The 26,169-nt window shown below is 73.1% G+C and carries 30 protein-coding genes; 18 read left to right on the top strand and 12 right to left on the bottom strand.

Annotated features, from left to right (window positions below):
* Window positions 1–822 carry a CPBP family intramembrane glutamic endopeptidase gene (locus tag ACIPUC_RS11685; RefSeq protein WP_446588855.1) on the top strand — a complete coding sequence of 274 codons (822 nt, stop codon included), beginning with the start codon at window positions 1–3 and terminating at the stop codon, window positions 820–822.
* Window positions 823–839: 17 nt separating this feature from the next.
* Here ACIPUC_RS11685 and ACIPUC_RS11680 read toward each other — a convergent pair whose 3' ends face one another.
* Together ACIPUC_RS11680 and ACIPUC_RS11675 are read right to left on the bottom strand one after the other, a co-directional pair.
* Complete coding sequence (locus ACIPUC_RS11680; RefSeq protein WP_446588853.1) at window positions 840–1,661, bottom strand: PhzF family phenazine biosynthesis protein; 822 nt, start codon at window positions 1,659–1,661, stop codon at window positions 840–842.
* Between the two features lie 198 nt (window positions 1,662–1,859).
* Window positions 1,860–2,288, bottom strand: a complete 429-nt coding sequence (locus ACIPUC_RS11675; RefSeq protein WP_446588851.1) for a type II toxin-antitoxin system Rv0910 family toxin — start codon at window positions 2,286–2,288, stop codon at window positions 1,860–1,862.
* Between the two features lie 172 nt (window positions 2,289–2,460).
* Between ACIPUC_RS11675 and ACIPUC_RS11670 the strand changes: the two genes are divergently transcribed.
* Window positions 2,461–3,426: an EamA family transporter gene (locus ACIPUC_RS11670; protein WP_446588849.1), complete on the top strand. Its 966-nt coding sequence runs from the start codon at window positions 2,461–2,463 to the stop codon at window positions 3,424–3,426.
* Between the two features lie 165 nt (window positions 3,427–3,591).
* A complete protein-coding gene (locus ACIPUC_RS11665; RefSeq protein WP_446588847.1) occupies window positions 3,592–4,584 on the top strand; it encodes a DMT family transporter in 993 nt (330 codons plus the stop codon).
* Here the strand turns inward: ACIPUC_RS11665 and ACIPUC_RS11660 are convergent.
* On the bottom strand, window positions 4,566–5,273 hold the full coding sequence (locus ACIPUC_RS11660) for a pyridoxamine 5'-phosphate oxidase family protein (RefSeq protein WP_446588845.1): 708 nt from the start codon (window positions 5,271–5,273) through the stop codon (window positions 4,566–4,568). The two genes, ACIPUC_RS11665 and ACIPUC_RS11660, sit on opposite strands and share 19 nt — an antisense overlap.
* 38 nt (window positions 5,274–5,311) lie before the next feature.
* Between ACIPUC_RS11660 and ACIPUC_RS11655 the strand changes: the two genes are divergently transcribed.
* A complete protein-coding gene (locus ACIPUC_RS11655) occupies window positions 5,312–6,646 on the top strand; it encodes an aminotransferase class I/II-fold pyridoxal phosphate-dependent enzyme (RefSeq protein ID WP_446588843.1) in 1,335 nt (444 codons plus the stop codon).
* Window positions 6,647–6,700: 54 nt separating this feature from the next.
* Here the strand turns inward: ACIPUC_RS11655 and ACIPUC_RS11650 are convergent, their stop codons facing one another.
* Entirely contained in the window at window positions 6,701–7,663 is a 963-nt protein-coding gene (locus tag ACIPUC_RS11650; RefSeq protein WP_446588841.1) for a DMT family transporter, read from the bottom strand.
* A 74-nt stretch (window positions 7,664–7,737) separates the two neighbouring features.
* Between ACIPUC_RS11650 and ACIPUC_RS11645 the strand changes: the two genes are divergently transcribed.
* The gene (locus ACIPUC_RS11645) at window positions 7,738–8,643 is read left to right on the top strand and encodes a LysR family transcriptional regulator (protein WP_446588839.1); all 906 of its coding nucleotides are present in this window, start codon (window positions 7,738–7,740) and stop codon (window positions 8,641–8,643) included.
* A gap of 188 nt (window positions 8,644–8,831) precedes the next feature.
* Here the strand turns inward: ACIPUC_RS11645 and ACIPUC_RS11640 are convergent, their stop codons facing one another.
* Window positions 8,832–9,305 (bottom strand): pyridoxamine 5'-phosphate oxidase family protein, encoded by a 474-nt coding sequence (locus ACIPUC_RS11640; RefSeq protein WP_446588837.1) that lies wholly within the window; start codon window positions 9,303–9,305, stop codon window positions 8,832–8,834.
* Between the two features lie 76 nt (window positions 9,306–9,381).
* Between ACIPUC_RS11640 and ACIPUC_RS11635 the strand changes: the two genes are divergently transcribed.
* From ACIPUC_RS11635 to ACIPUC_RS11600, 8 genes are all read left to right on the top strand, one after another.
* Complete coding sequence (locus tag ACIPUC_RS11635; protein WP_446588835.1) at window positions 9,382–9,996, top strand: cysteine hydrolase; 615 nt, start codon at window positions 9,382–9,384, stop codon at window positions 9,994–9,996.
* A gap of 18 nt (window positions 9,997–10,014) precedes the next feature.
* Complete coding sequence (locus tag ACIPUC_RS11630) at window positions 10,015–10,854, top strand: HipA family kinase (protein WP_446588833.1); 840 nt, start codon at window positions 10,015–10,017, stop codon at window positions 10,852–10,854.
* The gene (locus tag ACIPUC_RS11625) at window positions 10,851–11,234 is read left to right on the top strand and encodes a DUF3037 domain-containing protein (RefSeq protein ID WP_446588831.1); all 384 of its coding nucleotides are present in this window, start codon (window positions 10,851–10,853) and stop codon (window positions 11,232–11,234) included. Before ACIPUC_RS11630 ends, ACIPUC_RS11625 begins: the two co-directional genes overlap by 4 nt.
* A 121-nt stretch (window positions 11,235–11,355) precedes the next feature.
* Window positions 11,356–12,117, top strand: a complete 762-nt coding sequence (gene fabG, locus ACIPUC_RS11620; RefSeq protein ID WP_446588829.1) for a 3-oxoacyl-ACP reductase FabG — start codon at window positions 11,356–11,358, stop codon at window positions 12,115–12,117.
* Window positions 12,118–12,145: 28 nt separating this feature from the next.
* Window positions 12,146–12,910 (top strand): SDR family oxidoreductase, encoded by a 765-nt coding sequence (locus tag ACIPUC_RS11615; RefSeq protein ID WP_446588827.1) that lies wholly within the window; start codon window positions 12,146–12,148, stop codon window positions 12,908–12,910.
* Window positions 12,911–13,062: 152 nt separating this feature from the next.
* Window positions 13,063–14,646, top strand: a complete 1,584-nt coding sequence (locus ACIPUC_RS11610) for an ABC transporter substrate-binding protein (protein ID WP_446588825.1) — start codon at window positions 13,063–13,065, stop codon at window positions 14,644–14,646.
* Between the two features lie 111 nt (window positions 14,647–14,757).
* A complete protein-coding gene (locus ACIPUC_RS11605) occupies window positions 14,758–15,426 on the top strand; it encodes a uracil-DNA glycosylase (protein ID WP_446588942.1) in 669 nt (222 codons plus the stop codon).
* A gap of 50 nt (window positions 15,427–15,476) precedes the next feature.
* A complete protein-coding gene (locus tag ACIPUC_RS11600; RefSeq protein WP_446588823.1) occupies window positions 15,477–16,037 on the top strand; it encodes a hypothetical protein in 561 nt (186 codons plus the stop codon).
* A gap of 2 nt (window positions 16,038–16,039) precedes the next feature.
* On the opposite strand, the gene ACIPUC_RS11595 is transcribed toward ACIPUC_RS11600, so the two are convergent.
* Both ACIPUC_RS11595 and ACIPUC_RS11590 read right to left on the bottom strand, forming a co-directional pair.
* A complete protein-coding gene (locus ACIPUC_RS11595; RefSeq protein ID WP_446588821.1) occupies window positions 16,040–16,579 on the bottom strand; it encodes a hypothetical protein in 540 nt (179 codons plus the stop codon).
* 95 nt (window positions 16,580–16,674) lie between these two features.
* A complete protein-coding gene (locus ACIPUC_RS11590) occupies window positions 16,675–17,202 on the bottom strand; it encodes a DinB family protein (protein WP_446588819.1) in 528 nt (175 codons plus the stop codon).
* 83 nt (window positions 17,203–17,285) lie between these two features.
* On the opposite strand from ACIPUC_RS11590, the gene ACIPUC_RS11585 reads away from it, so the two are divergent.
* Window positions 17,286–18,191: a Gfo/Idh/MocA family protein gene (locus tag ACIPUC_RS11585; protein WP_446588817.1), complete on the top strand. Its 906-nt coding sequence runs from the start codon at window positions 17,286–17,288 to the stop codon at window positions 18,189–18,191.
* Here the strand turns inward: ACIPUC_RS11585 and lnt are convergent.
* The 5 genes from lnt to ACIPUC_RS11560 form a co-directional block, all read right to left on the bottom strand.
* The gene (lnt, locus tag ACIPUC_RS11580) at window positions 18,136–19,710 is read right to left on the bottom strand and encodes an apolipoprotein N-acyltransferase (RefSeq protein ID WP_446588815.1); all 1,575 of its coding nucleotides are present in this window, start codon (window positions 19,708–19,710) and stop codon (window positions 18,136–18,138) included. The two genes, ACIPUC_RS11585 and lnt, sit on opposite strands and share 56 nt — an antisense overlap.
* Window positions 19,711–19,761: 51 nt before the next feature.
* Complete coding sequence (locus ACIPUC_RS11575; protein ID WP_446588813.1) at window positions 19,762–20,229, bottom strand: nuclear transport factor 2 family protein; 468 nt, start codon at window positions 20,227–20,229, stop codon at window positions 19,762–19,764.
* A gap of 70 nt (window positions 20,230–20,299) precedes the next feature.
* Complete coding sequence (locus tag ACIPUC_RS11570; protein ID WP_446588811.1) at window positions 20,300–20,476, bottom strand: hypothetical protein; 177 nt, start codon at window positions 20,474–20,476, stop codon at window positions 20,300–20,302.
* A gap of 113 nt (window positions 20,477–20,589) precedes the next feature.
* Complete coding sequence (locus tag ACIPUC_RS11565) at window positions 20,590–21,468, bottom strand: undecaprenyl-diphosphate phosphatase (protein ID WP_446588809.1); 879 nt, start codon at window positions 21,466–21,468, stop codon at window positions 20,590–20,592.
* Between the two features lie 48 nt (window positions 21,469–21,516).
* Complete coding sequence (locus tag ACIPUC_RS11560; RefSeq protein WP_446588807.1) at window positions 21,517–22,248, bottom strand: TVP38/TMEM64 family protein; 732 nt, start codon at window positions 22,246–22,248, stop codon at window positions 21,517–21,519.
* A gap of 49 nt (window positions 22,249–22,297) precedes the next feature.
* Here ACIPUC_RS11560 and ACIPUC_RS11555 point away from each other — a divergent pair, with 49 nt between their 5' ends.
* The 4 genes from ACIPUC_RS11555 to ACIPUC_RS11540 all read left to right on the top strand — a co-directional run bounded on the left by ACIPUC_RS11555 (window position 22,298) and on the right by ACIPUC_RS11540 (window position 26,116).
* Window positions 22,298–22,855, top strand: a complete 558-nt coding sequence (locus tag ACIPUC_RS11555; protein ID WP_446588805.1) for a DNA alkylation repair protein — start codon at window positions 22,298–22,300, stop codon at window positions 22,853–22,855.
* Between the two features lie 279 nt (window positions 22,856–23,134).
* Entirely contained in the window at window positions 23,135–24,316 is a 1,182-nt protein-coding gene (tuf, locus tag ACIPUC_RS11550; protein WP_446588803.1) for an elongation factor Tu, read from the top strand.
* Between the two features lie 95 nt (window positions 24,317–24,411).
* A complete protein-coding gene (locus ACIPUC_RS11545) occupies window positions 24,412–25,257 on the top strand; it encodes a patatin-like phospholipase family protein (RefSeq protein WP_446588801.1) in 846 nt (281 codons plus the stop codon).
* A gap of 67 nt (window positions 25,258–25,324) precedes the next feature.
* The gene (locus ACIPUC_RS11540; RefSeq protein ID WP_446588940.1) at window positions 25,325–26,116 is read left to right on the top strand and encodes a spermidine synthase; all 792 of its coding nucleotides are present in this window, start codon (window positions 25,325–25,327) and stop codon (window positions 26,114–26,116) included.
* Window positions 26,117–26,169 lie beyond the last annotated feature (53 nt).

Genomic DNA, 26,169 nt, shown 5'->3' with positions numbered 1-26,169 from the left:
ATGGCAGGACGGGAGTCGGGCGTGCGGGCGGAGCGGGAGCCGGTGGTCGTGGAGCTGGGCACAGACGGGCCGCGGCGTCTTCTGCGCACCGAGACCCTGATCGTCCTGGCGCTGTCGCTGGGCGCGAGCGGGGTCTCGGCGCTCATCAGCTTCATCGGCTCGCTCACCAAGCCGGGCGGGCTGGGAGACCAGGCCGCCACGCTCAACGGCTCGTACGCGCCCGGCCGGCCCTGGCTGGACCTGGCCTGGCAGCTGTTCGGCATCGCGACCGCACTGGTCCCCGTACTGCTGGTGGCGCACCTGCTGACCCGCGAGGGTGCGCCGGGGCTGCGGGTGCTGGGCTTCGACCGCACCCGGCCGGTGTGGGACCTGGCGCGGGGCGCGCTCGTCGCGGCCGGGATCGGGAGCGCCGGGCTGCTCTTCTACCTGGCGGCCTGGGCAGGCGGATTCAACCTCACGGTGGTGCCGGAGGCCCTGCCCGACGTGTGGTGGAAGTTCCCCGTACTGATCCTCTCCGCGGTGCAGAACTCCGTGGTGGAGGAGGTCATCGTGCTGGCCTACCTGCTGCGGCGGCTGGACCAGCTCGGCTGGTCGCCGACGGCGGCGCTGCTGGCCAGCTCGCTGCTGCGCGGCTCCTACCACCTCTACCAGGGCATCGGCGGCTTCATCGGCAACGTGGTGATGGGCGTCGTCTTCGTCCTGGCCTACCGCCGCTGGGGCCGGGTGGGGCCCCTGGTCGTCGCGCACGCGCTGCTCGACGTCGTGGCCTTCGGCGGGTACGCGCTGCTCGCGGGCAAGGTCGGCTGGCTGCCGACGCCGTAGCCGACCGGCCGGCCCGGTCAGGGGGCGGTGAGGAGGTCCCCGTCCAGGACCGTGACCGCGTGGCCGGTCAACAGGGTGCGCCCGCCCGCCAGCTTCACCCGTACGAGGCCCCGGCGGGCGCCGCCCTGGAGGCCGGTCAGCTCGGTGCGGCCCAGGCGCTCGGCCCAGAACGGGGCGAGCGCGGTGTGGGCGCTGCCGGTGACCGGGTCCTCGTCGATCCCGAAGGCCGGGAAGAAGCCGCGCGAGACGAAGTCGTACCCGCGGGAGGGATCCTCGGCGGGCGCGGTGACGATCACCCCGCGCTTGGCGAAGGCGCGCAGCGCGGCGTGGTCCGGCTGCAGTTCGCTGACGGTCTTCTCGTCGGCGAGCTCGATCAGCAGGTCGCCGATGTGGGCGGCGGTGTCGTGTACGGACAGGATCGGGGCGCCGCCGAGCGCGTGCTCCACGGCGGCCGGAGCCGCGGCCGGGGTGAGCGAGGACGTCGGGAAGTCCAGGGTGACGGCCCCGTCCGCGGCGGTTTCGGCCGTGAGGATGCCGCAGCGGGCGGTGAAGCGGACCGGCCCGTCGGCCAGGCCGTCCGCGGCGAGGACGTGCGCCGTGGCGAGGGTCGCGTGCCCGCACATGTCGACCTCGGCGGCCGGGGTGAACCAGCGCAGCGCCCAGTCGGCGTCCGAGCCGGGCGGCAGGGGGTGGGCGAAAGCGGTCTCGGAGAGGTTCACCTCGGAGGCGACCTGCTGGAGCCAGGCGTCCGGCGGGAACGCGGTGTCGAGGAGCAGGACTCCGGCGGGGTTCCCGTGGAAGGGGCGGTCGGTGAAGGCGTCGACGATTCGGATGCGCATGGACCGACCGTAGGGCGGCTTCTCGAGCACCGCCAAAGGCCAATCCGAGGTGACTGGACCGGTGCACGGCTACGAGACGATCCAGGAGACCCGGCCCCGGCTCGGTCCACCCGCCCCTCACACACGACGGCGCGCCCCGCGGGTGAGGCGCGGGGCGCGCCGCTGCGATCGTCCGGGCCGTGCGGGGGGCGAAGGGGGTCAGGCGACCAGGCCGGCCAGCTTGCGCAGCGATTCGTTCAGTGCGGCGGTGGCCGAGTCCTTGAGCTTGCCCGCCATCAGGGAGACGGCCGCTCCGGTGAACTCGCCGTCGATGCGGACGGTGGTGGCCCCGCCGTCCGGGACCAGGGTGTACCGGGTCAGGACGGCCACGCCCATCGGGCCCTTGCCGGTGATGGCGAAGACGCGCTCGTCCTCCAGCTCCGAGACGGTCCAGACGACCTCGGCCGGGAAGCCCATCATCTTCATGTTCTCGGCGAAGGTGGCGCCGATCGCGAGGGCCTCCGGGCCGCCCTTCGGGAAATTGGTGTGGGTCATGCTCCACTGGCCGTACGCGTCCCAGTCCGTCAGCTGGGTCCAGAGCTTCGCGGCGGACGCCTCGATGCGTGATTCCGCGGTGACTTCGGCCATGCGACCACCCCTTCTCGTCGGGTACGTGCGGCGGAACGTAGCCCCGGTGGGCGGAACATTCAATACTGACGACCTGTCAGATATCGGAGGGGTGCACAGGCCGAGGTCTCGTCTGCGTCTCAACAGGTGCCACGGCCGTGACGCTCCTGACGGGCCCTGCCATGATGGCCCGATGCAAGCGTCAGGGAAGAACGCCGGACTGGGCCTCGCCCTCGTCTCGGCGGTTGCGTTCGGTGGTTCCGGAGTGGCGGCGAAGCCGCTGATCGAGGCGGGTCTGGACCCCCTCCACATGGTCTGGCTCAGGGTGGCCGGGGCAGCGCTCGTGCTGTCCCCGCTGGCCTGGCGCCACCGTGCCCTCGTCCTGCGCAGGCCCGCGCTGCTCGCGGGCTTCGGGCTGGTCGCCGTCGCCGGCGTCCAGGCCTTCTACTTCGCCTCGCTGTCCCGGATCCCCGTCGGCGTGGCCCTGCTCCTGGAGTACCTCGGCCCGGCGCTGCTGCTCGGCTACATCCGCTTCGTACAGCGCAAGCCCGTGACGCGGGGCGCCGCCGCCGGGGCGGCCGTGGCCGTCGTGGGCCTGGCCTGCGTGGTCGAGATCTGGGCCGGACTGCGCCTCGACGCGCTCGGCGTCCTGTTCGGCCTCTGCGCGGCCCTGTGCCAGGCCTTCTACTTCGTCTTCGCCGACCAGGGCGCGGACAGGGAGGACGCCCCCGACCCGCTCGGAGTGATCGCGTACGGCATGCTCGTCGGCGCCCTCGTGATGACGGTGATCGCCCGGCCGTGGGAGATCGACTGGCAGGTACTGGGCGGCGAGGCCGCCGTGGGCGACACCATGGTCCCCGCGCGGGTGCTGCTCGGCTGGGTGGTGCTGGTCGCGACCGTTTTCGCGTATCTGACCGGCGTGGTCTCCGTACGCAGGCTGTCGCCGCAGATCGCGGGCGTGGTGGCCTTCCTCGAGGCGGTCGTCGCCACCGTGCTGGCCTGGATCCTGCTCGGGGAGCACCTCTCCACCTGGCAGATCGTGGGCGGCGGGCTGGTGCTGGGCGGCGCGTTCATCGCGCAGTCCTCGCGGCCCGCCCCGGCCGCCGCCCCGGTCGGGGTCGGTCCGGCCGTGGTGGACCGCGAGACGACGAGCGCCTAGGGTGGCGCCCATGCCCTCGACCGTGCTTCCGCCTCCCGCCTCCGCCTAGCGCGGGCGGACCTCCTCCAACGAGTACCCCTGCCCGGGGAGTTCCCGGGCCGGTGAGCGCTGCCCGCGAAGAGATGACCTGCTTTCCTCATCCTTCACGCATGCGCGGAGAACCACGTGTCGAACCATTCGCCCGTTGCCGGGCGCAGTCTGCTGTACCTCGTCGTCGCCGGAGCCGCCTGGGGCACCGCCGGGGCGGCCGCCTCGCTCCTCTTCCTCGCCAGTGACCTCGGTCCGCTCGCCCTGTCGTTCTGGCGGTGCGCGGGCGGGCTCGTGGTGCTGCTGGGAGTACTCGCCGTACGCCGGCCCCGTCCCGGGCGGGCGGGTGTGCGGGTGCGGCCGTCGGCCGGCTCTCTGATCGTGACCGGCCTGCTGTTCACCCTGTTCCAGGCCGCCTACTTCGCCGCCGTGCGCGAGACCGGGCTCGCCGTCGGCACCGTCGTCACGCTCGGCGCCGGGCCCGTGCTGATCGCGCTCGGGGCGCGGTACTGGATGGGCGAGCGGCTCGGCAAGGGCGGCGTGGCCGCCGTCGCCGGGGCGCTGGCCGGGCTCGCCGTCCTGGTGCTGGGGAGCGGGGGCGGCGAGGTGCACCCGCTCGGCGTCGTCTGGGCACTGCTGTCGGCCGCCGGGTACGCGGCGATGACGCTGCGGGCCCGCTGGCTCGGGCGGCGCGGGGCGGGCGGGGATCCGCTGGTGACCACCGCCTGGTCGGTCGCGGTGGGCACGGTGTGCCTGCTGCCGCTCGCGGCCGCGGAGGGGCTGCTGCCGCACACCGCCGAACTGGGGCGGGTGCTCTGGCTGCTGGTGTACGTCGCCACCGTGCCGACGGCCCTGGCGTACGCGCTCTACTTCACCGGGGCCGCCGCCGTGCGGGCCGCCACCGTGTCCGTGATCATGCTGATCGAGCCGGTGAGCGCGGCCGTCATCGCCGTACTGCTGCTCGGGGAGCGGCTGACCGGCGCCGTGGTGCTGGGCACCGTACTGCTGCTGGCGGCCGTGGGCGCGCTGATCGCGGCGGAGGGGCGGCGGCCTGCGGACGGGCCGGTGGACGGGCCGGTGGTGCGGCCCGTCCACGTACCCGAAGCGTCGCGTCAGAGCGCCGCGAGGTAGTCCGGAGTGGCGGTCCCGGGGGCCAGCTCGGCCGCCGGGACCGGCGCGCCGTACGCCGGAGCGACCGGGACCACGCCCGCCCAGTAGGGCAGTCCCAGGTCCTCGGGGTCGTCGTTCGGCCCGCCGGTACGGATCTTCGCGGAGACCTCGGTCAGGTCCAGGCGGATCACCGCGGTGGCGGCGAGCTCCCTGGCGTTGGCCGGCCGGGAGTCGGCGGAGCGGCCCGGGACCACGTGGTCGACGAGGGCGTCCAGGGCCATCCGGCACTCCTCCTCGTCCGTGACCTGGTAGGCCGTGCCGTGCACGACCACCGAGCGGTAGTTGAGCGAGTGGTGGAAGGCAGAGCGGGCCAGCACCAGGCCGTCGACGTGGGTCACGGTCACGCACACCGGCAGTCCCGGGTCGGCCTTGCCGGCTGCGAGCAGCGGGCGCGAACCGGTGGAGCCGTGGATGTAGAGCGACTCGCCGACCCGGCCGAAGAGCGTCGGCAGCACCACCGGCGCGCCGTCGCGGACGAAGCCGAGGTGGCAGACGTAGGCCTGGTCGAGTATCGAGTGCACCGTCTCGCGGTCGTAGCGCGCCCGGTCGCGGGAGCGGGTGGGGACCGTGCGGTCGGTGGGCTCGTACGCGTCGGGCGAGGCGGTCGGCTCGGACGCCGCGGGCGCTTCCGTGGCGGGCGTGGCGGTCATGATGGCGAACTCCGTTGTATTAGTGCATAATATTGTTTGTGCTAGGAGAGTATCGGATTGTCGGGCGCCGCGCATCGGATATCGCGGCCAGTGTCGAAGCGGGCGTCGGAACGGGCGCGCTCGCGCCGGGGGTGCTGCTGCCGCCGATGCGGGAGCTGGCCGCCGAGCTGGGGGTGAACCCCAACACCGTGGCGGCCGCGTACCGGACCCTGCGCGAGCGCGGGGTGATCGAGACCGACGGGCGGCGCGGCAGCCGGGTGCGCGCCCGCCCGTCGAGCGCGCCTCGGGACGCGCTGCGGATGGCGGTGCCGGCGGGCGTACGGGACCTCACGGACGGCAATCCGGACGTGTCGCTGCTCCCGCCGCTGGACGGAGCGCTGGCGGCGGCCGCCCGGCGGTACGCCCAGGCGCCGCCCCTCTACGGGCAGGACCCGGTCGACCCGGAACTGGCCCGGCTGGCCCGGGCCGACCTCGACGCGGACGGGGTGCCGGCCGGGCCGGTCGCGCTGACCTCGGGTGCGCTGGACGGGATCGAACGGGTCCTGGCCGCGCACCTGCGCCCCGGGGACGCGGTCGCGGTCGAAGACCCGGGCTGGGGGAGCGTGCTGGACCTGGTTGCGGCGCTCGGGCTGCGGGTGCTGCCGGTGGCCGTCGACGACGAAGGGCCGCGGGCCGACGCGGTGGCGCGGGCCCTGGAGGCGGGGGCCCGGGCGCTGGTGGTGACCTCGCGGGCGCAGAACCCCACCGGGGCCGCGGTGAGCGCGGAGCGCGCCGGGGAACTGCGGGCCCTGCTGGCGGGCCACCCCGGGGTGCTGGTGATCGACGACGACCACGGGCACGCGATCGTGGATCTGCCGCTGCACCCGCTGGGCGGGGTCACCCGGCACTGGGCGCTGGTCCGGTCGACGGCGAAGGCGTACGGGCCGGACCTGCGGCTGGCGGTGCTGACGGGGGACGCCGTGACGCTGGACCGGGTACGGGGGCGGCAGCGGCTGGGGCCCGGTTGGGTGAGCCGGCTGCTGCAGTACGCGGTGGTCGAGCTGTGGACCTCCGGCGCGGTGGACCGGGCGGCGGTGGCCAGCTCGTACGGGGAGCGGCGGGACGCGCTGGTCGCGGCGCTGCGCGAGCGGGGGATACGGGCGCACGGGCGGAGCGGGATGAACGTGTGGGTGCCGGTGGCCGATGAGACGGGGGTGGTGACGCGGCTGCTGGCCGCGGGCTGGGCGGTGACCGCCGGGGCCCGGTTCCGGGCCGAGTCGGGACCGGGTGTGCGGCTGACGGTGTCGGGGCTGGCGGTCGCGGAGGTGCCGGGTCTGGCCGACGCCGTGGCCGCGGCGGTCCGGCCGGGGGCGTCGGGGGTCCGGTACGTCTGAGCCGCCGCCCCCGTGCCCTGGGCCCCCGCCCCAGGCCCCGCGGCCGCCCCGGGCTCAGCCCGGCTTGCGGGGGGCGGGGCGGGTCTGGGTGAGGGCGGCGCCGGCCAGGACGACGGCGGCGCCGACCGGGGTGTTCCAGTGCAGCTGTTCGCCGAGGACCAGGACGCCCGCCGTGGTGGCGATGACCGGGATGAAGTACGTGACCATCTGGGCCGTGGTCGGGCCGACTTCCGCGACCAGGGCGTACTGCATCTGCAGCGCCATGCCCGTGCCGAGGGCGCCCAGGGCGATCACCGACAGGGTCGGCCAGAGCGGGAACGACGTCGGGGCCGACGTGAACAGGGCGCTGACCAGGGCGAGCTGCAGCGTGGAGACCATCAGCTGGCCGCCGGTCAGGGCCACCGGGGAGCCCGGGGTCCCGGCCAGCGTCCGGCGGACGTAGATCCAGCCGATGGGGTAGCAGAACGAGGCCAGCAGGGCGAACGCGTTGCCCTTGGCGTCGACCCCGGAGAAGCCCTGCCAGGCGCCGAGGACGGTCAGCACGCCGAGGAAGCCCAGGCCCAGCCCCGCGACGCGGCGGCGCGTCGGGCGGTCCTCCGACAGTGCGACCAGCGACAGCGCCATCCCCCACAGCGGGGAGGTGGCGTTGCAGATGCCGGCCAGGCCGGAGGGGATGCTCAGCTCCGCGTACGCGAACAGGGAGAAGGGGGCGGTGTTGAGCAGCACGGCGGCCACGCCGAGGTGACCCCAGGTGCGCAGCCCGCGCGGCAGCGCCTCGCGGCGGACCAGCAGTACGGCGGCGAGGGCGAGCGCCCCGAACAGGACCCGGCCCAGCGCCACCTGGAAGGGCGCGTACGCCTCGGTGCCCACCTTGATCAGCAGGAAGCTGAAGCCCCAGACCACCGACAGGATCGCGAAGCGGACGCGCCAGTCCGGCAGGACGCCGCGGCGGGAGGTCCCGGTGGCGGGGAGGGAGGCCGTGGAGAGGGCCGGCCGAGGGGTGGTGGGTGCGCTCATGGCTCTGACTGTGCTCGCATCAACTTCGTAGGACAAGCGAGAGTTTCTCGCAGTGACGGCGTAGCATCGCTTACATGTTGAACCTGGAGCGCCTGCGCACCCTCGACGCCCTCGCCCGCCACGGCTCGGTCAGCGGCGCGGCCGACGGGCTCCACGTCACCACCTCCGCGGTCTCCCAGCAGATGGCCAAGCTCGAACGTGAGGTCGGCCAGCCCCTGCTGGCCAGGAACGGGCGCGGGGTCCGGCTCACCGACGCCGGCCGGCTGCTCGCCGATCACGCCGCCCGGATCATCTCCCAGGTGGAGCTCGCCCAGGCCGACGTGGAGGCCCAGCGCGGCTGCGCGGTCGGCGAGCTGCGCATCGGGGCCTTCCCGACCGCCATGCGCGGCCTGCTGCCCCAGGCCCTGTCCGCCCTGCGCGACGACCACCCCGACCTGCGGGTGCTGGTGCGCGAACAGGAGCCCGAGGAGAGCATGGCCGCCGTCGTGCGAGGGGACCTCGACCTGGCGCTGGCCATCGACTGGCACAACAAGCGGATGCCGGTGCCCGCCGAACTCACCCGGACGCACTTGCTGGACGACACCGTCGACATCGCGGTCCCGGCCGGGCACCGGCTGGCCGGCCGTACGGAGATCTCCCTCGCCGAGTTCGCCGACGACGACTGGATCTCCTGGAACGAGGGCCAGTTCTGCCACGAATGGCTGGTCTTCACCCTGCGCGGCACGGGAATCGAGCCGCGCATCGCCCACATCGCCGAGGAGCACCACACCCAGCTGGCCTTCGTGGAGGCCGGGCTCGGCGTGTGCGTGGCGCCGAAGCTGGGCCGCGGCCCGGCGCCCGCCGGGGTGCGGCTGCTTCCGGTCTGCGACTCCGTACGCCGGCACGTGTACGCCGTCTGGCGCGCGGACGCCGACCGCCGGCCCTCCATCCGCGCCGCCGTCGAAGCGCTGAAGCAGGCCGCTGCCCGGCCGCACCACTAGGCCGTCTCTTCCGGATCTTGCCTGACCCGCGCCGCCGGCACCGCACCTCGCCGCACTGCCGGAGCACCCGAGTACGTCCGGTACGCGGGAGCCCCGGCAGCGCGCCGAGGCACGGCACCGGACGACGCGGGCTTAACCGGGGGCACCTCCCAGCGGTAGCTGGGGGAGCAAGATCCGAAAGAGACGACCTAGAGCTTGCGGAAGTCCCAGGAGGCGATCGACTCCGGGGTCAGCCGGATCCAGGCGTGCCGCCCGTCGTGCGGCATCTCCTCGATGCCGAAGTTCTTGACCGGGAAGATCCGCTCGGCCTCCGCCAGCTCCGGGCAGGGTTCACCGGTGCGGGGGGCCTCGCCCACGAAGACGGCGCTGCCGGACAGTTCCACGCCGCGCAGTTCGTCGTACGCCTCCCCGGAGTCCACGACCACCGATATCCGGGGGTCCTTGCGCAGGTCGGACCAGCGCCGGCTGCGGGTGATCGAATAGAGCCACAGCGAGCTGCCGTCCCAGGCGAACCACAGGGCGCCCACGTGCGGCCGGCCGTCCGGGGAGACCGTGGCCACGCGGCACGTGCGCTGCTCGCGCAGGAAGGCGTCCACCTCCTCGTCGGTCATCATGATCCGGCGGCCCCGCCGCTGTGTCCTTCCCGGCCCTGTCGCGTCCATCCGTCCCGCACCCCTTCACATCTGACTGTGTGTCAGGAATCATGCGGGCTCGTCGGCCGATACGCCAGGGGGAGCCATGCCGGATCTCGATCCCGCCACCACCGCGCTGCTCACCGTCGAGTGCCAGAACGGCGTCGTCGGCGAGGAGAGCGCGCTGCCCGAGCTCGCGAAGGAGGCCCGGGACTCCGGAATGCTGGAGCGGGTGGCCGCACTGGCCGGTGCGGCGCGCGCGGCCGGCGTGCAAGTGCTGCACGCCGTCGCCGAGCGGCGGCCGGACGGGCGCGGGGCCAACACCAACGCACGGCTGTTCCGCGCCGCCGGGAAACTGCCCGTGCGCCAGATCTCCGGGACCGCGGCGGTACGGCTCGCCGCCCCCCTCGTCGTGGCCGAGCAGGACCTGGTGGTCCGCCGCCTGCACGGGCTGTCCCCGATGGCCGGCACCGACCTGGACGCCCTCCTGCGCAACCTCGGCATCCGCACCCTCGTCGTCACCGGGGTCTCCTCCAACATCGCCATCCCGAACACCGTCTTCGACGCCGTGAACCTCGGCTACCGGGTCGTGGTCCCGGCCGACGCCATCGCCGGGGTGCCCGCCTCCTGCACCGCCGAGGTGATCCGCAACTCCCTCGCGCTGGTCGCGACCATCACCACCGCCGAAGCCCTCCTCAATCAGTGGGCTCCCGCGCCCTGACCCCCGTAACCTGGGCGGATGCTGTCCGAAGTGATCGCGACCCGTTACGTCACGCCCCTGCGTGAGGGCGGCTCGCTCCCGGGAATCGTCGAGGCCGACGACCTCGGTACCTACGTCATGAAATTCACCGGAGCCGGCCAGGGCCGCAAGACCCTGGTCGCCGAAGTCATCTGCGGCCGCCTGGCCCAGCGGCTGGGCCTGCGGGTCCCGCGGCTGGTGCAGATGCAGCTCGACCCCGTCATCGGGCTCGGCGAGCCCGACCAGGAGGTCCAGGAGCTGCTCAAGGCCAGCGGCGGGCTCAACCTCGGCATGGACTACCTGCCCGGGTCGATCGGCTTCGACCCGCTCGCCTACCGGGTGGACCCGGTCGAGGCGGGGCGCGTGGTCTGGTTCGACGCCCTGGTCAACAACGTCGACCGGTCCTGGCGCAACCCCAACATGCTGGTCTGGCACGGCGACCTGTGGCTCATCGATCACGGCGCCACCATGATCTGGCACCACAACTGGCCCACCGCCCCGGCCGCCTCCGCCAAGCCGTACAACGCCTCCGACCACGTACTGGCCCCGGTGGGCCCGGACATCGAGGCGGCCGCGGCCGCTCTCGCGCCGCTGGTCACCGAGGAGCTGCTCACCGAGGTCGCGGTCGACGTGCCCGACGAGTGGCTGGTGGACGAGCCCGGCTTCGACTCCACCGACGCGCTGCGCCGCGCCTATGTGGAGGCGCTGCTGCCGCGCGCGGCCACGATCCACGAGAGGATCTCGATGGAGGCCGAGGTGAAGCCGCGGTCCGGACCGCCCGGCTGGCTCGCCGAACGCCTTGCCCCCCAGCCCCACCTGAAGAAGAGCGACAGCGAGTGAACAAGCGGGACGTGTTCGAGTACGCGCTGGTGCGTGTGGTGCCCCGGATGGAACGCGGCGAGTGTTTCAACGCCGGCGTGATCGTCTACTGCCGGGCGCACGGGTACGTCGCCGCGCGCACCCACCTCGACGAGGCGAAGCTGCTCGCGCTGGACCCGGAGGCCGATGTGGCCGGGGTGCGGGCGGCGCTGCGCGGGGTCGAGGGCGTGTGCAGCGGCGGCGACGCGGCGGGGCAGGCGGCGGGTGACGACGCCGGCCGCCGCTTCCGCTGGCTGATCGCGCCGCGCAGCACGGTGGTGCAGCCCGGTCCCGTGCACACGGGGCTCACGGCGGACCCGGCCGCGGAGGTGGAACGGCTGCTGGACCTGCTGGTCCGGTAGCGCGCCAGGCCGGGGCCCCCGTTGACACGGAGTGCCAGGGCTCCTAGCGTCTCCTCAGCTGAAGGTACTAAGCGGTTGCTCACCTCTGGGCGGCCGCCTCTCAAGGGCGAGGAGATCCAGCATGTCCACCACCGAGCAGCGCGTCGCGATCGTGACCGGGGCGGCCCGGGGCATCGGCGCGGCCACCGCCGTACGCCTGGCCGCCGAGGGCCGGGCCGTCGCCGTACTCGACCTCGACGAGGCGGCCTGCAAGGACACCGTGGAGGCGATCACGGCGGCCGGCGGCAAGGCCCTCGCGGTCGGGTGCGACGTCTCCGACGGCGCCCAGGTGGAGGCGGCCGTCGCGCGCGTCGCCGGCGAGCTCGGCGCCCCGACCATCCTCGTCAACAACGCGGGCGTGCTGCGCGACAACCTGCTCTTCAAGATGACCGAGACCGACTGGGACACGGTCATGAACGTGCACCTGCGCGGCGCCTTCCTGATGTCGAAGGCCTGTCAGAAGTACATGGTGGAGGCCAAGTTCGGCCGCATCGTGAACCTCTCCAGCAGCTCGGCGCTCGGCAACCGCGGCCAGGTCAACTACTCGGCCGCCAAGGCCGGTCTGCAGGGCTTCACCAAGACCCTGGCCATCGAGCTCGGCAAGTTCGGCGTCACCGCCAACGCCGTCGCCCCCGGGTTCATCGCCACCGAGATGACCGCCCAGACCGCCGCCCGCGTCGGCATGGGCTTCGAGGACTTCAAGGCCGCCGCCGCCACCCAGATCCCCGTCCAGCGCGTCGGCACCCCGGACGACATCGCCAACGCCATCGCCTTCTTCACGGGCGAGGCCGCCGGCTTCGTCTCGGGCCAGGTCATGTACGTGGCCGGCGGCCCGCTCAACTGACGAGCTCACGAGAGGCAGGGCGTACGCCATGACGACGTACAACGGCAGCGACAGCGGCAAGGTCGCGCTGATCACCGGAGCGAGCCGGGGCATCGGCTACGGCATCGCCGAGGCGCTGGTCGCCCGCGGCGACCGGCTCTGCATCACCGGGCGCAACGAGGACGCCCTCAAGGAGGCCGTCGAGCGGCTCGGCGCCGACCGGGTGATCGGAGTGGCCGGAAAGGCGCACGACGAGGCCCACCAGGCCCTCGCCGTCGAGCGCACGATGGAGGCCTTCGGCCGGGTCGACTTCCTGATCAACAACGCCGGCACCAATCCGGTCTTCGGCCCGATCGCGGACCTGGACCTCGGAGTCGCGCGGAAGGTCTTCGAGACCAACGTGATCTCGGCGCTCGGGTTCGCCCAGCGGACCTGGCACGCCTGGCAGAAGGAGAACGGCGGGGCGATCGTGAACATCGCCTCGATCGCCGGGGTCTCCGCCTCGCCCTTCATCGGCGCGTACGGGATGAGCAAGGCCGCCATGGTCAACCTCACCCTCCAGCTCGCCCACGAGATGGCGCCCGGGGTCCGGGTCAACGCGATCGCCCCGGCGGTGGTCAAGACCAAGTTCGCGCAGGCGCTCTACGAGGGCCGGGAGCAGGAGGCCGCGGCCGCCTACCCCCTCGGCCGGCTCGGGATGCCGGAGGACATCGGCGGCGCGGCGGCATTTCTGACATCTGCACAAGCGGAATGGATCACAGGACAAACTCTGGTCGTCGACGGAGGAATGTTCCTCAATGCCGGAGTGCACTGACCGATAATCGGACACATCGGCCTCCAAAAGGGAGGCAAATGCATACCTAATGTGCACGGAACCGGTCAAGTGCCCCACGAAACCTGCCCATTGGATTCGTGGGGCACTGCGGTAGGGTCTGCCGCACCCCTGGCTGATCGAGGAGCGTGCACGTGTTCAACCGGACCAGATGCCTGCAGATCACTGCGGCCCTTGCGTCCATATCCCTGCTCGCCGGTTGCGGCCTGCTTTCGGACGACAGTGCCGCCGACACGAAGCCGATCGTCGTCGGCACGACGAGCGCGCCCAGCACCCTCGACCCCGCAGCGGCATGGGACGGCTCCTGGGAGATGTACCGGAACGTCTACCAGACCCTGCTGGCCTTCCCCACGGGCTCCACCAAGCCGCAGCCGGACGCCGCCCAGAACTGCGAGTTCACGGACGCGCAGAACGAGTCGTACCGGTGCACCCTGCGCAAGGGCCTGAAGTTCTCCGACGGCGAGCCGCTCGACGCCAAGGCCGTCAAGCACTCCCTGGACCGGATCCGGACCATCGGCTCCAAGGTCGGCCCCAAGGACCTCTTCGGCTCCCTCGACAAGATCGAGACCCCGGACGCGCTGACCGTCGTCTTCCACCTGAAGACCCCCGACGCCACCTTCCCCTTCGTCCTCGGCTCGCCCGCCGCCTCGCTGGTGTCGCCCAAGGACTACCCGGCCGACAAGGTGCGCGAGGACGGCAAGGTCACCGGATCCGGCCCGTACGTGCTCGACTCGTACAAGGAGGGCGCCGAGGCCGTCCTCGGCCGCAACGGGAGCTACACGGGCTTCGCCAACCGCCGTAACGACGGCGTGACGATCCGCTACTTCACGGATTCCGCGAAGATGGTCGCCTCCCTCAAGTCCAAGGAGATCGACGCGATCTACCGAGGCCTGTCGGCCCCGGAGATCAGGGACCTGCAGAGCCCCGACGCGCACGGGCAGGGCGTCCAGGTCGTCGAGAACGTCGGCGCCGAGATCCGCTACCTGGTCTTCAACCCCAAGGACCCGACGGTCGCCAAGCTCCCGGTCCGCCAGGCCATCGCCCAGATCGTCGACCGAGGCGCGCTCGTCTCCAAGGTCTACCAGGGCACCGCCGAGCCGCTGTACTCGATGGTTCCCAAGGGCGTCGTCGGCCACAAGACGCCCTTCTACGACAAGTACGGGCACGCGGACGTCAAGAAGGCCCAGAAGATCCTCAAGGACGCCGGGATCACCCAGCCGGTCGAGCTGACCTTCTGGTACACCACGGACCGGTACGGCTCCTCCACCGCGGAGGAGTTCACCGAGCTCAAGCGCCAGCTGGACGAGAGCCTGCTCTTCAAGGTCACCCTGCGCAGCCAGCCCTGGAAGACCTTCCAGGAGGGCTACAAGGGCCAGGAGTACCCGGTCTTCGGCCGAGGCTGGTTCCCCGACTTCCCGGACCCGGACAACTTCATCGCGCCGTTCATCGGCAAGGAGAACGCGGTCGGCACCCCGTACGAGCCGGCCGAGATCCTGACCGACCTGCTGCCCAAGACCCGCCGCGAGGGCGACCGGTCGGCCGGTTCCCAGCAGTTCGAGCGGGCCCAGCAGATCTTCGCCGAGGACGTCCGGCTGCTGCCCCTGTGGCAGGGCAAGCTGTACGTCGCCGCGCGGGAGGACGTCGCGGGCGCCGAGCGGGCGCTGGACCCGCAGACCGTCATGCAGATGTGGGAGTTCTACCGCAAGACCAGCTGGTAGCGGCGGGCGGCCGCCCGCGGCGAGGCGGGCGGCTGAGGCGTTGTCAGTGGCCCCCGGTAGGTTCTGGAGCAGTTGCACGAACTTGTACCGGAGGTTGTCGCCGTGACCCAGATGCTGCCCGAGTCCTGGCTCCCCGTCCTCGGCGGGGAGCTGGACCAGCCCTACTTCAGGGAACTCACCGAGTTCATCGAGAAGGAACGGGCGAACGGGCCGGTCTACCCGCCCCGCGAGCAGGTCTTCGCGGCCCTGGAGGCCACGCCCTTCGACCAGGTGAAGGTACTGGTCCTCGGCCAGGACCCCTACCACGGCGCCGGCCAGGGACACGGACTGTGCTTCTCCGTGCGGCCCGGGGTCAAGACCCCGCCCTCCCTCCGCAACATCTACAAGGAGATGAAGGAGGAGCTCGGCCTGCCGGTCCCGGACAACGGGTACCTGATGCCGTGGGCGCGCCAGGGCGTCCTGCTGCTCAACGCGGTGCTCACCGTCCGCGAGGCCGAGCCCAACTCGCACAAGGGCAAGGGCTGGGAGAAGTTCACCGACGCGGTGATCCGCGCGGTGTCCGAGCGCCCCGACCCGGCCGTCTTCGTGCTCTGGGGCGCCTACGCCCAGAAGAAGATCCCGCTCATCGACGAGGAGCGGCACGTGATCGTCAAGGGCGCCCACCCCTCGCCGCTGTCGGCCAAGAAGTTCTTCGGCTCCCGGCCCTTCACGCAGATCGACGAGGCCATCGCCGCGCAGGGCCATGAGCCGATCGACTGGCGGATCCCGGACCTGGGCTGACGGCACACCGCGCCTCGGCGCCATTGCCGGTGCCTCCGGCTAGCGTCTTGATGATCAGACCGGAGCAGGTCTGGCAGGACGAGCCGGAGGCCGCGGTGACGGAGCAGCAGCAGGAGGCGTCGGAGGACGCCGTCATGACCAGGATCGGCCAGGCGGTCATCCTGCTGCACGCCGGAGACCGCGAGGAGGCCCGCAACCGGCTCGGTGCGATCTGGTCCGAGATCGGCGAGGAGGGCGACGGCCTCCACCGGTGCACGCTCGCCCACTACATGGCCGACGCCCAGGACGACCCCGCCGACGAGCTGGCCTGGGACCTGAGGGCCCTGACCGCCGCCGAGGCGCTCCGGGACGGGCCGCCCGCATCGGCGCAGCAGCATCCGGCGATGCGGGTGTTCTACCCGTCCCTGCACCTCAGCCTGGCCGCCGACTACGTGAAGCTCCAGCGGCCGGAAGCGGCCCGGGTCCACCTGGCGCGGGCCCGCGCCGCCACCGGCGCGCTGTCCGACGACGGATACGGGAACGGCGTACGGGCCGCCATCGCCCGGCTGGAGCGGCGCCTCGCCGCGGAGCCGGGCCCCGGGCCCCGGCCGTTCCCGGAGCAGTCCCCGTGAGCTCAGTCCCCCTGGACGCCCGCACAGATGCGGGCCTCCGGGCTGTCCGGGTGCCACTGTCCGTGCCGGCGGCCCAGCGCGCACACGTCGGCGGGCCGGACCGGCAACTCCTTCACCAACCCCCGCTCCGCCGTGGCATCGGCCCGCGGCGGGTGCGGGCGGCCGCCGCCCTCACGGCCGGAGGCGGCTTCGGCGGGCTTGCGCGGCTCCGGGATGTCCGGGACCGGCGGCGGCGCCTGTGCGGGGCTGCCGGTGGCGTCCTGAGCTGCAGGCTCGGCGGCCCGGTGGGCGGGGGCGGAGCCCGCGGGCCGCGCCGCCTGCTCCGGGACAGCCCTCAGCGCCTCCAGGGCGGGCGCCTGGACGACCACGGGCGCGGCTCCCGGCCCGCCGCGCGGCTCGTGGTGCGGCGGCAGCCCTGCGGAGGGCGCCCCCGCCGGCTGCCCGGCGCCCGGGCCGGGGCTCACGTTCACACAGCCGGAGACGGCCGAGACGGCACAGGCGACTCCGAGCAGCAGCTTCGTCGTGGTTCGGGTTGGATGCACCCGCGCAACTCTGCTCCGTCAGGACCGCGTTGTGAAAACCCTGAGCCCATATTCACCCCGCACGGGTGACGGCTAAGCGGTCCCCGGAAGACCGCTCAGTCGCCGGTGGCGCCGTCGATCTGCTCGCGCAGCAGGTCCGCGTGCCCGTTGTGGCGGGCGTACTCCTCGATCATGTGGGTGTAGACCCACCGCAGGCTGAACACCTCGCCCCGGTGGTGGCTCTCGGCCTCCGACAACAGGTCCAGCGAACGGCCCGCGGCGGCCTGGCGCGCCAGCTCGACCTCGGTCTGCCACACCTGCTCGGCATCGGCCCAGGTGGCCCCGTCGCCGAAGTGGAAGTCGCCGTCCACGTCTTCGTTCGTGGAGTACAGCTCCGGCAGGTCCTCGCCGAGCATGATCTCCCGGAACCAGTACCGCTCCACCTCGGCCATGTGCCGTACGAGGCCCATCAGGCTCAGCTCGGAGGGCGCGAGCGGCGTGCGGCGCAGCTGCTCGTCCGCGAGCCCCTCGCACTTCCAGGCGAGCGTGGCACGGTGGTAGTCGAGCCAGCCGTCGAGCATGCCGCGCTCATCGGCCGTGGTGGAGGGCTCGTCGCGATGTGATCCGGAAGTCGTGGTCGTCATGACGGACATCCTCAGTGAACAACCCCCCCACCACCAGGGATTAAGCTGCGAGCGTCCCACAAGAACCAATCAGGAGGCTTCCGGTGAAGGTCGGCTGCATCGGGCTCGGCGACATCGCGCAGAAGGCGTACCTGCCCGTCCTCACCACCCGCCCGGAAGCCGAGCTGCACCTGCAGACGCGCACCCCGGCCACGCTGGAGCGGGTCGGCGCGATCCACCACGTCCCGGCCGGGCGCCTGCACACCGATCTCGACTCGCTGCTCGCCGAAGGGCTCGACGCGGCGTTCGTGCACGCCCCGACCGTCTCCCACCACGAGATCGTCACGCGGCTGCTGGAGGCCGGCGTGCCGACGTACGTGGACAAGCCGCTCGCCTACGAGCTCGCGGACTCGGCGCGGCTGGTGGAACTGGCCGAGGAGCGCGGGGTCTCGCTCGCCGTCGGCTTCAACCGCCGCCACGCGCCCGCCTACGCGCAGTGCGCCGACCACCCGCGCGAGCTGATCGTCATGCAGAAGAACCGCGTCGGGCTGCCCGAGGACCCCCGCACGCTGGTGCTGGACGACTTCATCCACGTCGTCGACACCCTGCGCTTCCTGCTGCCGGGCGAGGCCGACCACATCGACGTCCGGGCCGTGGTGCGCGGGGGACTCATGCACCAGGTGGTGCTCCAGATGTCCGGGGACGGCTTCACCGCGCTCGGCATCATGAACCGTCTCTCCGGTTCCACCGAGGAGATCCTCGAGGTGTCCGGGCAGGACACCAAGCGGCAGGTCGTCAACCTCGCGGAGGTCATCGACCACAAGGGCCAGCCGACCGTGCGGCGCCGCGGGGACTGGGTGCCGGTCGCCCGCCAGCGCGGCATCGAGCAGGTGGTGGACGCCTTCCTGGAAGCCGTGGAGACCGGCAAGACGCTCAGCGCCCGTGACGCGCTGCTCACCCACGAGCTGTGCGAGCGGGTGGTGAGCTCGGCTCTGGGGCAGGCCTCCTGAGCGAGCGCAGGCCCTCCACGGCGCAGTACGCCGCCAGCGCGGCGAGGGCCGCGGCCACCGCCCAGTCCCCGTGGCGGACGTAGAAGGTCGTGCCGCTGGCGAGCGGGACCTCGTACACCCGGGCCGTGCTCGCGGAGGTGGGCAGGGCGGGGCCGATCCGCTCCCCGGAGGGGCCGTGCACCGCGCTCACGCCGGTGAGCGTGGCGTGCACCATCGGGCGGCCGGTCTCGGCCGCCCGCAGCGCGGCCAGCGAGGCGTGCTGGGCCGGGGCCCAGCTGTCCTGGAAGCTGGAGGTCGCCGACTGGGCCACGAGCACGGCTGCCCCCTCGCGGGTCAGGTGCCGGCTCATGTCGGGGAAGGCGGACTCGAAGCACACCAGCGGGCCGAGGCGGACCCCGGGCCGGCCGTCCGGGGGCCCGGGCAGGTCCATCACCACCGGGGTGTCGCCCGGCACGCGGTCCTCGGCTGCCGCCTTGCCGACCGAGGTGGCCCAGCCGAGCAGGGCCCGGGCCGGTACGTACTCACCGAACGGGACCAGCCGCATCTTGTCGTACCGGTCGCCGGTGATGCCCTGCGGGCCCATGAGCACCGCGCTCTTGCGGATCCCGGGGCCGTCGGCCCCGCGTGCGTCCACGTTGACCAGGAGCGGTGCCCCGATCTGCGCGGACAGCGAAGCCAGCCGCTCGGCCAGGTCCGGGCGGGCCGTGAGGTCCCCGCCGACGCTGCTCTCGCCCCACACGACCAGGTCCAGCGGCTGCCCGGACAGGTCCCGGGTGAGCCGTTCACCGACGGCGAACCGCCGCTCCGCGCTGTCCGGGCCGTCCGGCACCCGGCCCGGCTGTACGACGGCCACCCGCAGTGCGCCCGAGAGCCCGGGGCCCGGCACCCACAGCCACACCATCCCCGTCAGCACCGCACACCCGGTCACCCCGGCCATCGCCGGGATCCGGGCCCTGGGCACCGCGATCAGCAGCACCAGCGCGCTGTTCACCGCCACCACCAGGAGACTCACCAGCCACACGCCGCCCACCGAGGCCAGCCGCAGCGACGGCGGCACCTGCCACTGGCTGGCCCCGAGCAGCCCCCACGGCCCGCCCAGCCCCTGCCATGACCGGACCAGCTCCGACAGCAGCCACCCCGCCGGTACGAGGACCAGTGCGGCTGCCGTCCGGCCCGCCGACGGGATCCCGCCCAGCAACTCCCGCACCAGCAGCGCCCAGGGGATCCAGAGCAGCCCCAGCAGCGCGGCCAGCGGCACCAGGAAGACGTGCAGGCTCGGCAGCAGCCAGTGGTGGACGGCCACGATGAAGGCCGCGCCGCCGAGCCAGCCCTCGAGCGCGGCCCGCCGCCCGGAGGGGGCCGACCTCAGCAGCAGCATCCAGGGCACGAGGGCCGCGTACGCGAACCACCAGAGCGCCGGCGCGGGGAAGGCGAGGGCGGGCAGTGCCCCGGCGGCGACGGCGGCGGGCGCACGCCAGCGCGGGCCCCCTGGGATCCACCCAGCCCGGATCGAGACCATGGCGCGCCTCCGCTTCCAGTGTGGCAGTGCCGGACCACCGGGCCGGCCGGGTCAGGCGGAGACGTGCCGCCACTTCTCGTGCACGGTGACGCGGGTGAGCCGCCAGCCGTCGAACGTACGGGCCAGTGCGAAGGCGTAGCGCCCCGCGGCGACGAAGTTGGGCGCCGTGACCGTGCCGTCGAACCCGTCCCCCGCCAGCCGCATCGGATTGAGGTAGTCCGCCCGGACCTCGGCCCGGTCGCCCGGGGAACCGTCCACGTTCTCCAGCCGTATCAGCCGGTTGACGATCAGGTGCTGCCGCACCGGGAAGAGCCGCATGGTCTCCGCGAGCCAGTCCGCGACCTGCCCGGCGGGGCCCTCGATCCCGCCCGCCGAGCCGTAGTCGGCCCGCCCGGCCGACGTGAACAGGGCGCGGTAGGCCGCCCAGTCGCCGTCGTCGACGGCCACCGCGTACCCCGTGACCACCTCGTCGATCGCCAGCCGGTCCATGACCGTGGCGAGGTCCACACGCTGCGTCATCGGGCAAGTGTGGGGCTGCGGCGGCACGAGGCCAAGGGGCGCGCGCCCACGGGATCTTCTCGCGTGCCCTTCAATGACCGGAATACGCCTCCCGCTGCCGGACCACGACGAGGAACGCGTCGCTGTCCAGATCCATCACCACCTCGGCCGGCACGCCCTCGCGCATCCGCTGGGCCGCGTACTCCTCGGCGGGCCAGCTTCCCCGCGGACTTCCGGCCGGAAAACGCTCCAGAACCACCCGACGCATGGGACACCCCCTGCTTCTCGCCTTCAGGTCTCTCCTGGCACAACGACGCGGAGGCCGCCCGGGAACGTTCCCGAACGGCCTCCGGTTCATGCGAAGCGGTGAGCGCAGTCCCCCTACTGGCCTGACTCGCCGGCGTGCGGGCTCAGCACGTCGGTGCCGACCAGCACGAACAGGGCGATGCCCAGCAGGATCCGGTAGATCACGAAGGGCATGAAGCTCTTGGTGGAAATGAACTTCATGAACCATGCGATGACCGCGTAGCCGACGAAGAAGGCGATGACCGTCGCGAAGATCGTCGGGCCCCAGGAGATGTGGCCCGGGTCCTCGGCCACCTCCCACAGCTCGAACGCGCCCGAGGCCAGCACGGCCGGGATGGCGAGGAGGAAGGAGTAACGGGCCGCCGCCTCGCGGGTGAAGCCCAGCAGCAGGCCGCCGGAGATCGTCGCGCCGGAGCGGGAGACGCCCGGGATCAGGGCCATCGCCTGGCAGAGGCCGAAGATCAGGCCGTCCTTGACGCTCAGTTCGCTGAGGGTCTTGCGCTCGCGGACGGCGCGGTGCTTGCCGCCCTCCTCGTCGCGGGCCGCCAGCCGGTCGGCGATGCCCAGCACGATGCCCATCACGATGAGCGTGGTGGCGATCAGGCGCAGGTCGCGGAACGGACCCTCGATCTGGTCCTTGAAGGTGACGCCGAGGACACCGATCGGAATGGAGCCGATGATGACCAGCCAGCCCATCTTGGCGTCCTGCTCGGAGCGCAGCGACGCGGTGTACAGCGAGCGGAACCAGGTGGAGATGATCCGCGCGATGTCCTTGCGGAAGTAGATCAGTACGGCGGCTTCGGTGCCGATCTGCGTGATGGCGGTGAAGGCCGCTCCCGGATCGTGCCAGCCGGCGAACGCCGCGGTCAGCCGCAGGTGCGCGCTGGAGGAGATCGGGAGGAACTCCGTAAGCCCCTGGACGAGACCGAGGATTAGGGATTCGAACCAGCTCATGTCGGGGTGCGCTCGTCCTTGTGATCGTCGGGCAGTTCGGGTCCGATGCTAGGGCCCGTGCGAGACGCCCGTGACCACAGGGGGGTGCTGGGGCGCCGGTTCACACGGCGCCGCGGGGATCCGGGCCGGTGCCAGACGGTGCCGCTTGCGCCAGGCCACCGCCCCGGCGGCCGCGACGGAGACCACGATGAAGCCGAACGAGACGAGGAACGCGGGCGATCCGGGGGAGGAGGCACTGGCTCCCGCGATCACGTACGCCGTGGTGTTCGGGACGACGCCCAGCGCCGTGGCGGCCAGGAACGGGAGCCAGCCGCAGCGGGACACCGCCGCGCAGTAGTTGGCGACCACGAACGGCACTCCGGGGAAGAGCCGGACGGCGAGCATCGAGCGGAACCCGTGCCGGCTGAGCTGGCCGTCGGCCGCCTGGAGCCAGCGGCCGCGCAGATAGGGGCGCAGCGCCTCCTGGCCCATGACGCGGCCCAGGCCGAAGGCGATCCCGGCGCCGAGCACGGTGCCGCCGATCGCCGCGAGGAGGCCGAACTGGGTGCCGAAGACGGCGCCCGCGGCCAGGTTGAGCAGGGGGCGGGGCACGAAGGCCGCCGCGCACACGCCGTACCCGGCGGCGAACAGCATCACCGCCGTGCCCACCGGGAGCCCCGGGGGCCAGCCCTCCGACAGCACGCGCTGGGGCTCGTACAGCAGCACGCACGCGCCGGCCGCCACCAGCAGCACGACGAGCAGCGACAGCCGGGTCCACGGCGCGAGGAGGAGGAGGGACATCCCGGGAGACTAGCCGACGTACGCGGCGGTCCGCCGTAATCTGGGCCTCATGCCGTCGAACGACCGGCGACCTCCGAGCGTCCCGCGCAGCGCCCTCGCGGACACCCTCCTGGAGCGGCTGACCGGGGCCTACGCGGGGTCCGCCGACCCCGTGCGGGCCCGGGCCATGACCGCGTGCATGAAGGACGCCGCGCCCTTCCTCGGCATCCCCGCCCCGCTGCGCCGCGAGCTGTCGAAGGCAGTGACCAAGGACACGCCCCGGCCGTCGGAGGCCGACTGCGCGGCGCTCGCGCTGCGCTGCTGGCGGCTCCCGGAGCGCGAGTACCACTACTTCGCGGTGGACTACCTGCGCCGGCACGTCTCCCGGTGCTCCTCCGGCCTGCTGCCGGTGGTCCGGCACCTGATCACCACCGTCCCGTGGTGGGACACGGCCGACCTGCTGGCCGCGCACACGGTCGGCCCGCTGGTCGCCGCCGACCCGGCGCTTGCGGCGGTGATGGACGAGTGGATCGGCGACACGGACCCGGAAGCGGTGCGGGCCTTCGTCGAGGCCGAACGGGGCTCCCTGGCGCCGCTGTCCGTGCGCGAGGCGCTCAAGCACCTCTGAGCGCAGGGGTGTTCACGCCCACGTTTCGGGGCGGTAATTCATTCGACGGGCCGGGGGCCGTCCGGCAGGATCAGGGGCATGTCCCGGTACGCCTTCCCCGTCGCACCGTCCGCAGTCGCGGACGCGCCGAAGGCTGCCGTGCTCGCAGAGGCATTCCCCTTCGCCGCATTCGACGGCGCACGAAGCTGACCCTTCCCGGATCGTCCGGCGGACCCCACAGGGGGAGGGTCGGCTGAACTCAGGGGTCCCGTTCCGGCTTCGAAGATACGGGAAGACACCATGGCCAAGACGGCCTTCGTGCGGACCAAGCCGCACCTCAACATCGGCACCATGGGTCACGTCGACCACGGCAAGACCACCCTCACCGCCGCCATCACCAAGGTCCTCGCCGAGCGCGGGGGTGCCTCCTTCGTGCCCTTCGACCGCATCGACCGGGCCCCGGAGGAGGCCCGGCGCGGGATCACCATCAACCTCACGCACGTCGAGTACGAGACCGACACCCGCCACTACGCCCACGTGGACATGCCGGGCCACGCCGACTACATCAAGAACATGGTCACCGGCGCCGCGCAGCTCGACGGGGCGATCCTGGTGGTCTCCGCGCTCGACGGGGTCATGCCCCAGACCGCCGAGCACGTGCTCCTCGCCCGGCAGGTCGGCGTCGACCACATCGTCGTCGCGCTCAACAAGGCCGACGCCGGGGACCCCGAGCTGACCGACCTGGTCGAGCTGGAGGTCCGCGAACTGCTCAGCTCGCACGGCTACGGCGGCGACAGTGCGCCGGTCGTACGGGTCTCCGGGCTCCGGGCGCTGGAGGGCGACCCGCGGTGGACCGAGGCGATCCGGGCGCTGCTGGACGCGGTGGACACGTACGTGCCCACGCCCCAGCGGTACACGGACGCGCCGTTCCTGCTGCCGGTGGAGAACGTGCTCACCATCACCGGCCGCGGGACGGTCGTGACCGGCGCCGTCGAGCGCGGCACCGTCCGGCTCGGCGACCGCGTGACCCTGCTGGGCGGGGACGGCGCCTGCGACCCCGTCGTGGTCACGGGGCTGGAGACCTTCGGCAAGCCGATGGAGTCCGCCGAGGCCGGCGACAACGTCGCGCTGCTGCTGCGCGGGGTGCACCGCCACCAGGTGCGCCGCGGCGACGTGGTGGCCGCACCCGGCAGCGTCACGCCCAGGCGGCGCTTCACCGCGCAGGTCTACGTGCTCTCGGCGCGCGAGGGCGGCCGTACCACCCCGGTCGCGACCGGATACCGGCCGCAGTTCTACGTCCGCACCGCCGACGTGGTGGGGGACGTGGACCTGGGCGCGGCGGGCGTGGCCAGGCCGGGGGAGACGGTCGCCATGACCGTCGAGCTCGGCCGGGACGTCCCGCTGGAGTCGGGGCTCGGCTTCGCGATCCGCGAGGGCGGGCGGACCGTCGGCGCGGGAACGGTGACGGCCGTGCTCGGTTGATCCACCGTTCCGCCCGGCCCTGACCCCGCTGTGGTGACGGCAGTGCGCTTGCGCGAGACTGCCGTCACCACAGGCATGTGCGGAGGGGCGGAGACATGGGCGGCGACACGGCACTGGTGCTGGGCGGCGGCGGACTGACCGGCGTCGGCTGGGAGAGCGGCATCCTGTACGGGCTCGCCCGGGCGGGCGTGGACCTCACCACCGCCGACCTCGTCGTCGGCACCTCGGCGGGGTCGGTGGTCGGCGCCCAGCTCACCTCCGGGCTCCTCACCCCGCTGGAGCTGTACGAGCGTCAGCTCGGCGACGCCACGGCCGAGAGAGCGGCGAGGCTGGGGGCGGGACTCATCGCCCGCTACGCCATGGCGATGGTCCGCTCCCGGGACTCCGCTGCCTACCGCAGACACGTCGGCGCCCTCGCGCTGGCGGCGGACACGGGCGAGGAGGCGGAGCGGCGCAAGGTGCTGGCGGCCCGGCTGGTCTCGCACGAGTGGCCCGGGCGCCGGTTCGTCGTCACCGCCGTCGACGCCGTCAGCGGTGATCCGGCCGACTTCGACCGGGACAGCGGGACCGGGCTGGTCGACGCGGTCTCGGCGAGCTGCGCGGTGCCGGGCGTGTGGCCGCCGGTGACGATCGGCGGGCGGCGGTACATCGACGGCGGGACCCGCTCGGCGACCAACGCGGACCTCGCCGCCGGATACGCGCGGGTGGTGATCCTCGCGCCCATCGGCCTCGGATCGAAGCTCGTCCCCTCGCCCGCCGCGCAGGCGGCCAGGCTGCGGGCCGCGGGCGCCCGGGTGCTTCTGATCACCCCGTCGGCCGCCGCCCGCAAGGCCTTCGGGCGCAACGTCCTGGATCCGGCCCGGCGGGACCCGGCCGCGCGGGCCGGGCTGGCGCAGGCCGCGGAGCACGCCGCCGACGCGGCCGCCGTCTGGCCGGCCTGACAATGGTGTGGTGAGCGACGAGCAGATTCCGGTGATCCGGGACGTGGACCAGGGCACCGCCAAGCTGATGCCGGACGTGGATAGGGAGCGGGCCTGGTTGCTCACCGTCGACGGGGCGCCGCAGTCGTACGTGGACCTGGACGATCCGGAGCACCTGGAGTTCGAGTACGTACGCCGCCTCGGGCACGTCCTGGACTGCGTGGCGGAGCCGGGGATGCCGCTCGGCCTCCTGCACCTGGGCGGCGGCGCCCTGACCCTGCCGCGCTATGCCGCGGCGACGCGGGCGGGGTCCCGCCAGACGGTGGTGGAGTTCGACGCGGGGCTGGTGGGGCTGGTCGCCGAGCACCTGCCGCTGGCGGCGGGGTCGGGCGTCACGGTGCACGCCGCCGACGCCCGGGCCTGGCTGGCGGCGGCGCCCGCCGGGAGCGCGGACGTGGTCGTGGCCGACGTGTTCGGCGGTTCGAGGGTGCCGGCTCAGCTGACGTCGCAGGAGTACGCGCGGGAGGCGGCGCGGGTGCTGAGGCCCGGCGGGGTGTACGCGGCGAACCTGGCCGACGGGGCGCCGTTCGACTTCCTGCGGGCGCAGCTGGCCAATTTCGGCGCCGCGTTCGCGGAGCTCGCGCTGATCGCGGAACCGGCGGTGCTGAGGGGGCGGCGGTTCGGCAACGCCGTGCTCTTGGCGTCGGACGCCGCGTTGCCGGTGGCGGCGCTGGCCCGGCGGTGCGCCGCGGACGCGTTTGCGGCGCGCGTGCAGTACGGGGATCCGCTGGCCCGGTTCATGCGCGGGGCACGGCCGGTGGCCGACGCGGACGCCGTGCCGTCGCCGCAGCCGCCGGAGGGCGCGTTCAGCCTGGGGTGAGCGGGCGGGCGCGGCGCCGCGTCCTGGGGCCCAGCCCCAGTGGCCGGGGCCGG

This window comes from Streptomyces sp. LARHCF249 (assembly GCF_052871255.1).
This window is presented reverse-complemented; position numbering and strand designations above follow the sequence as displayed.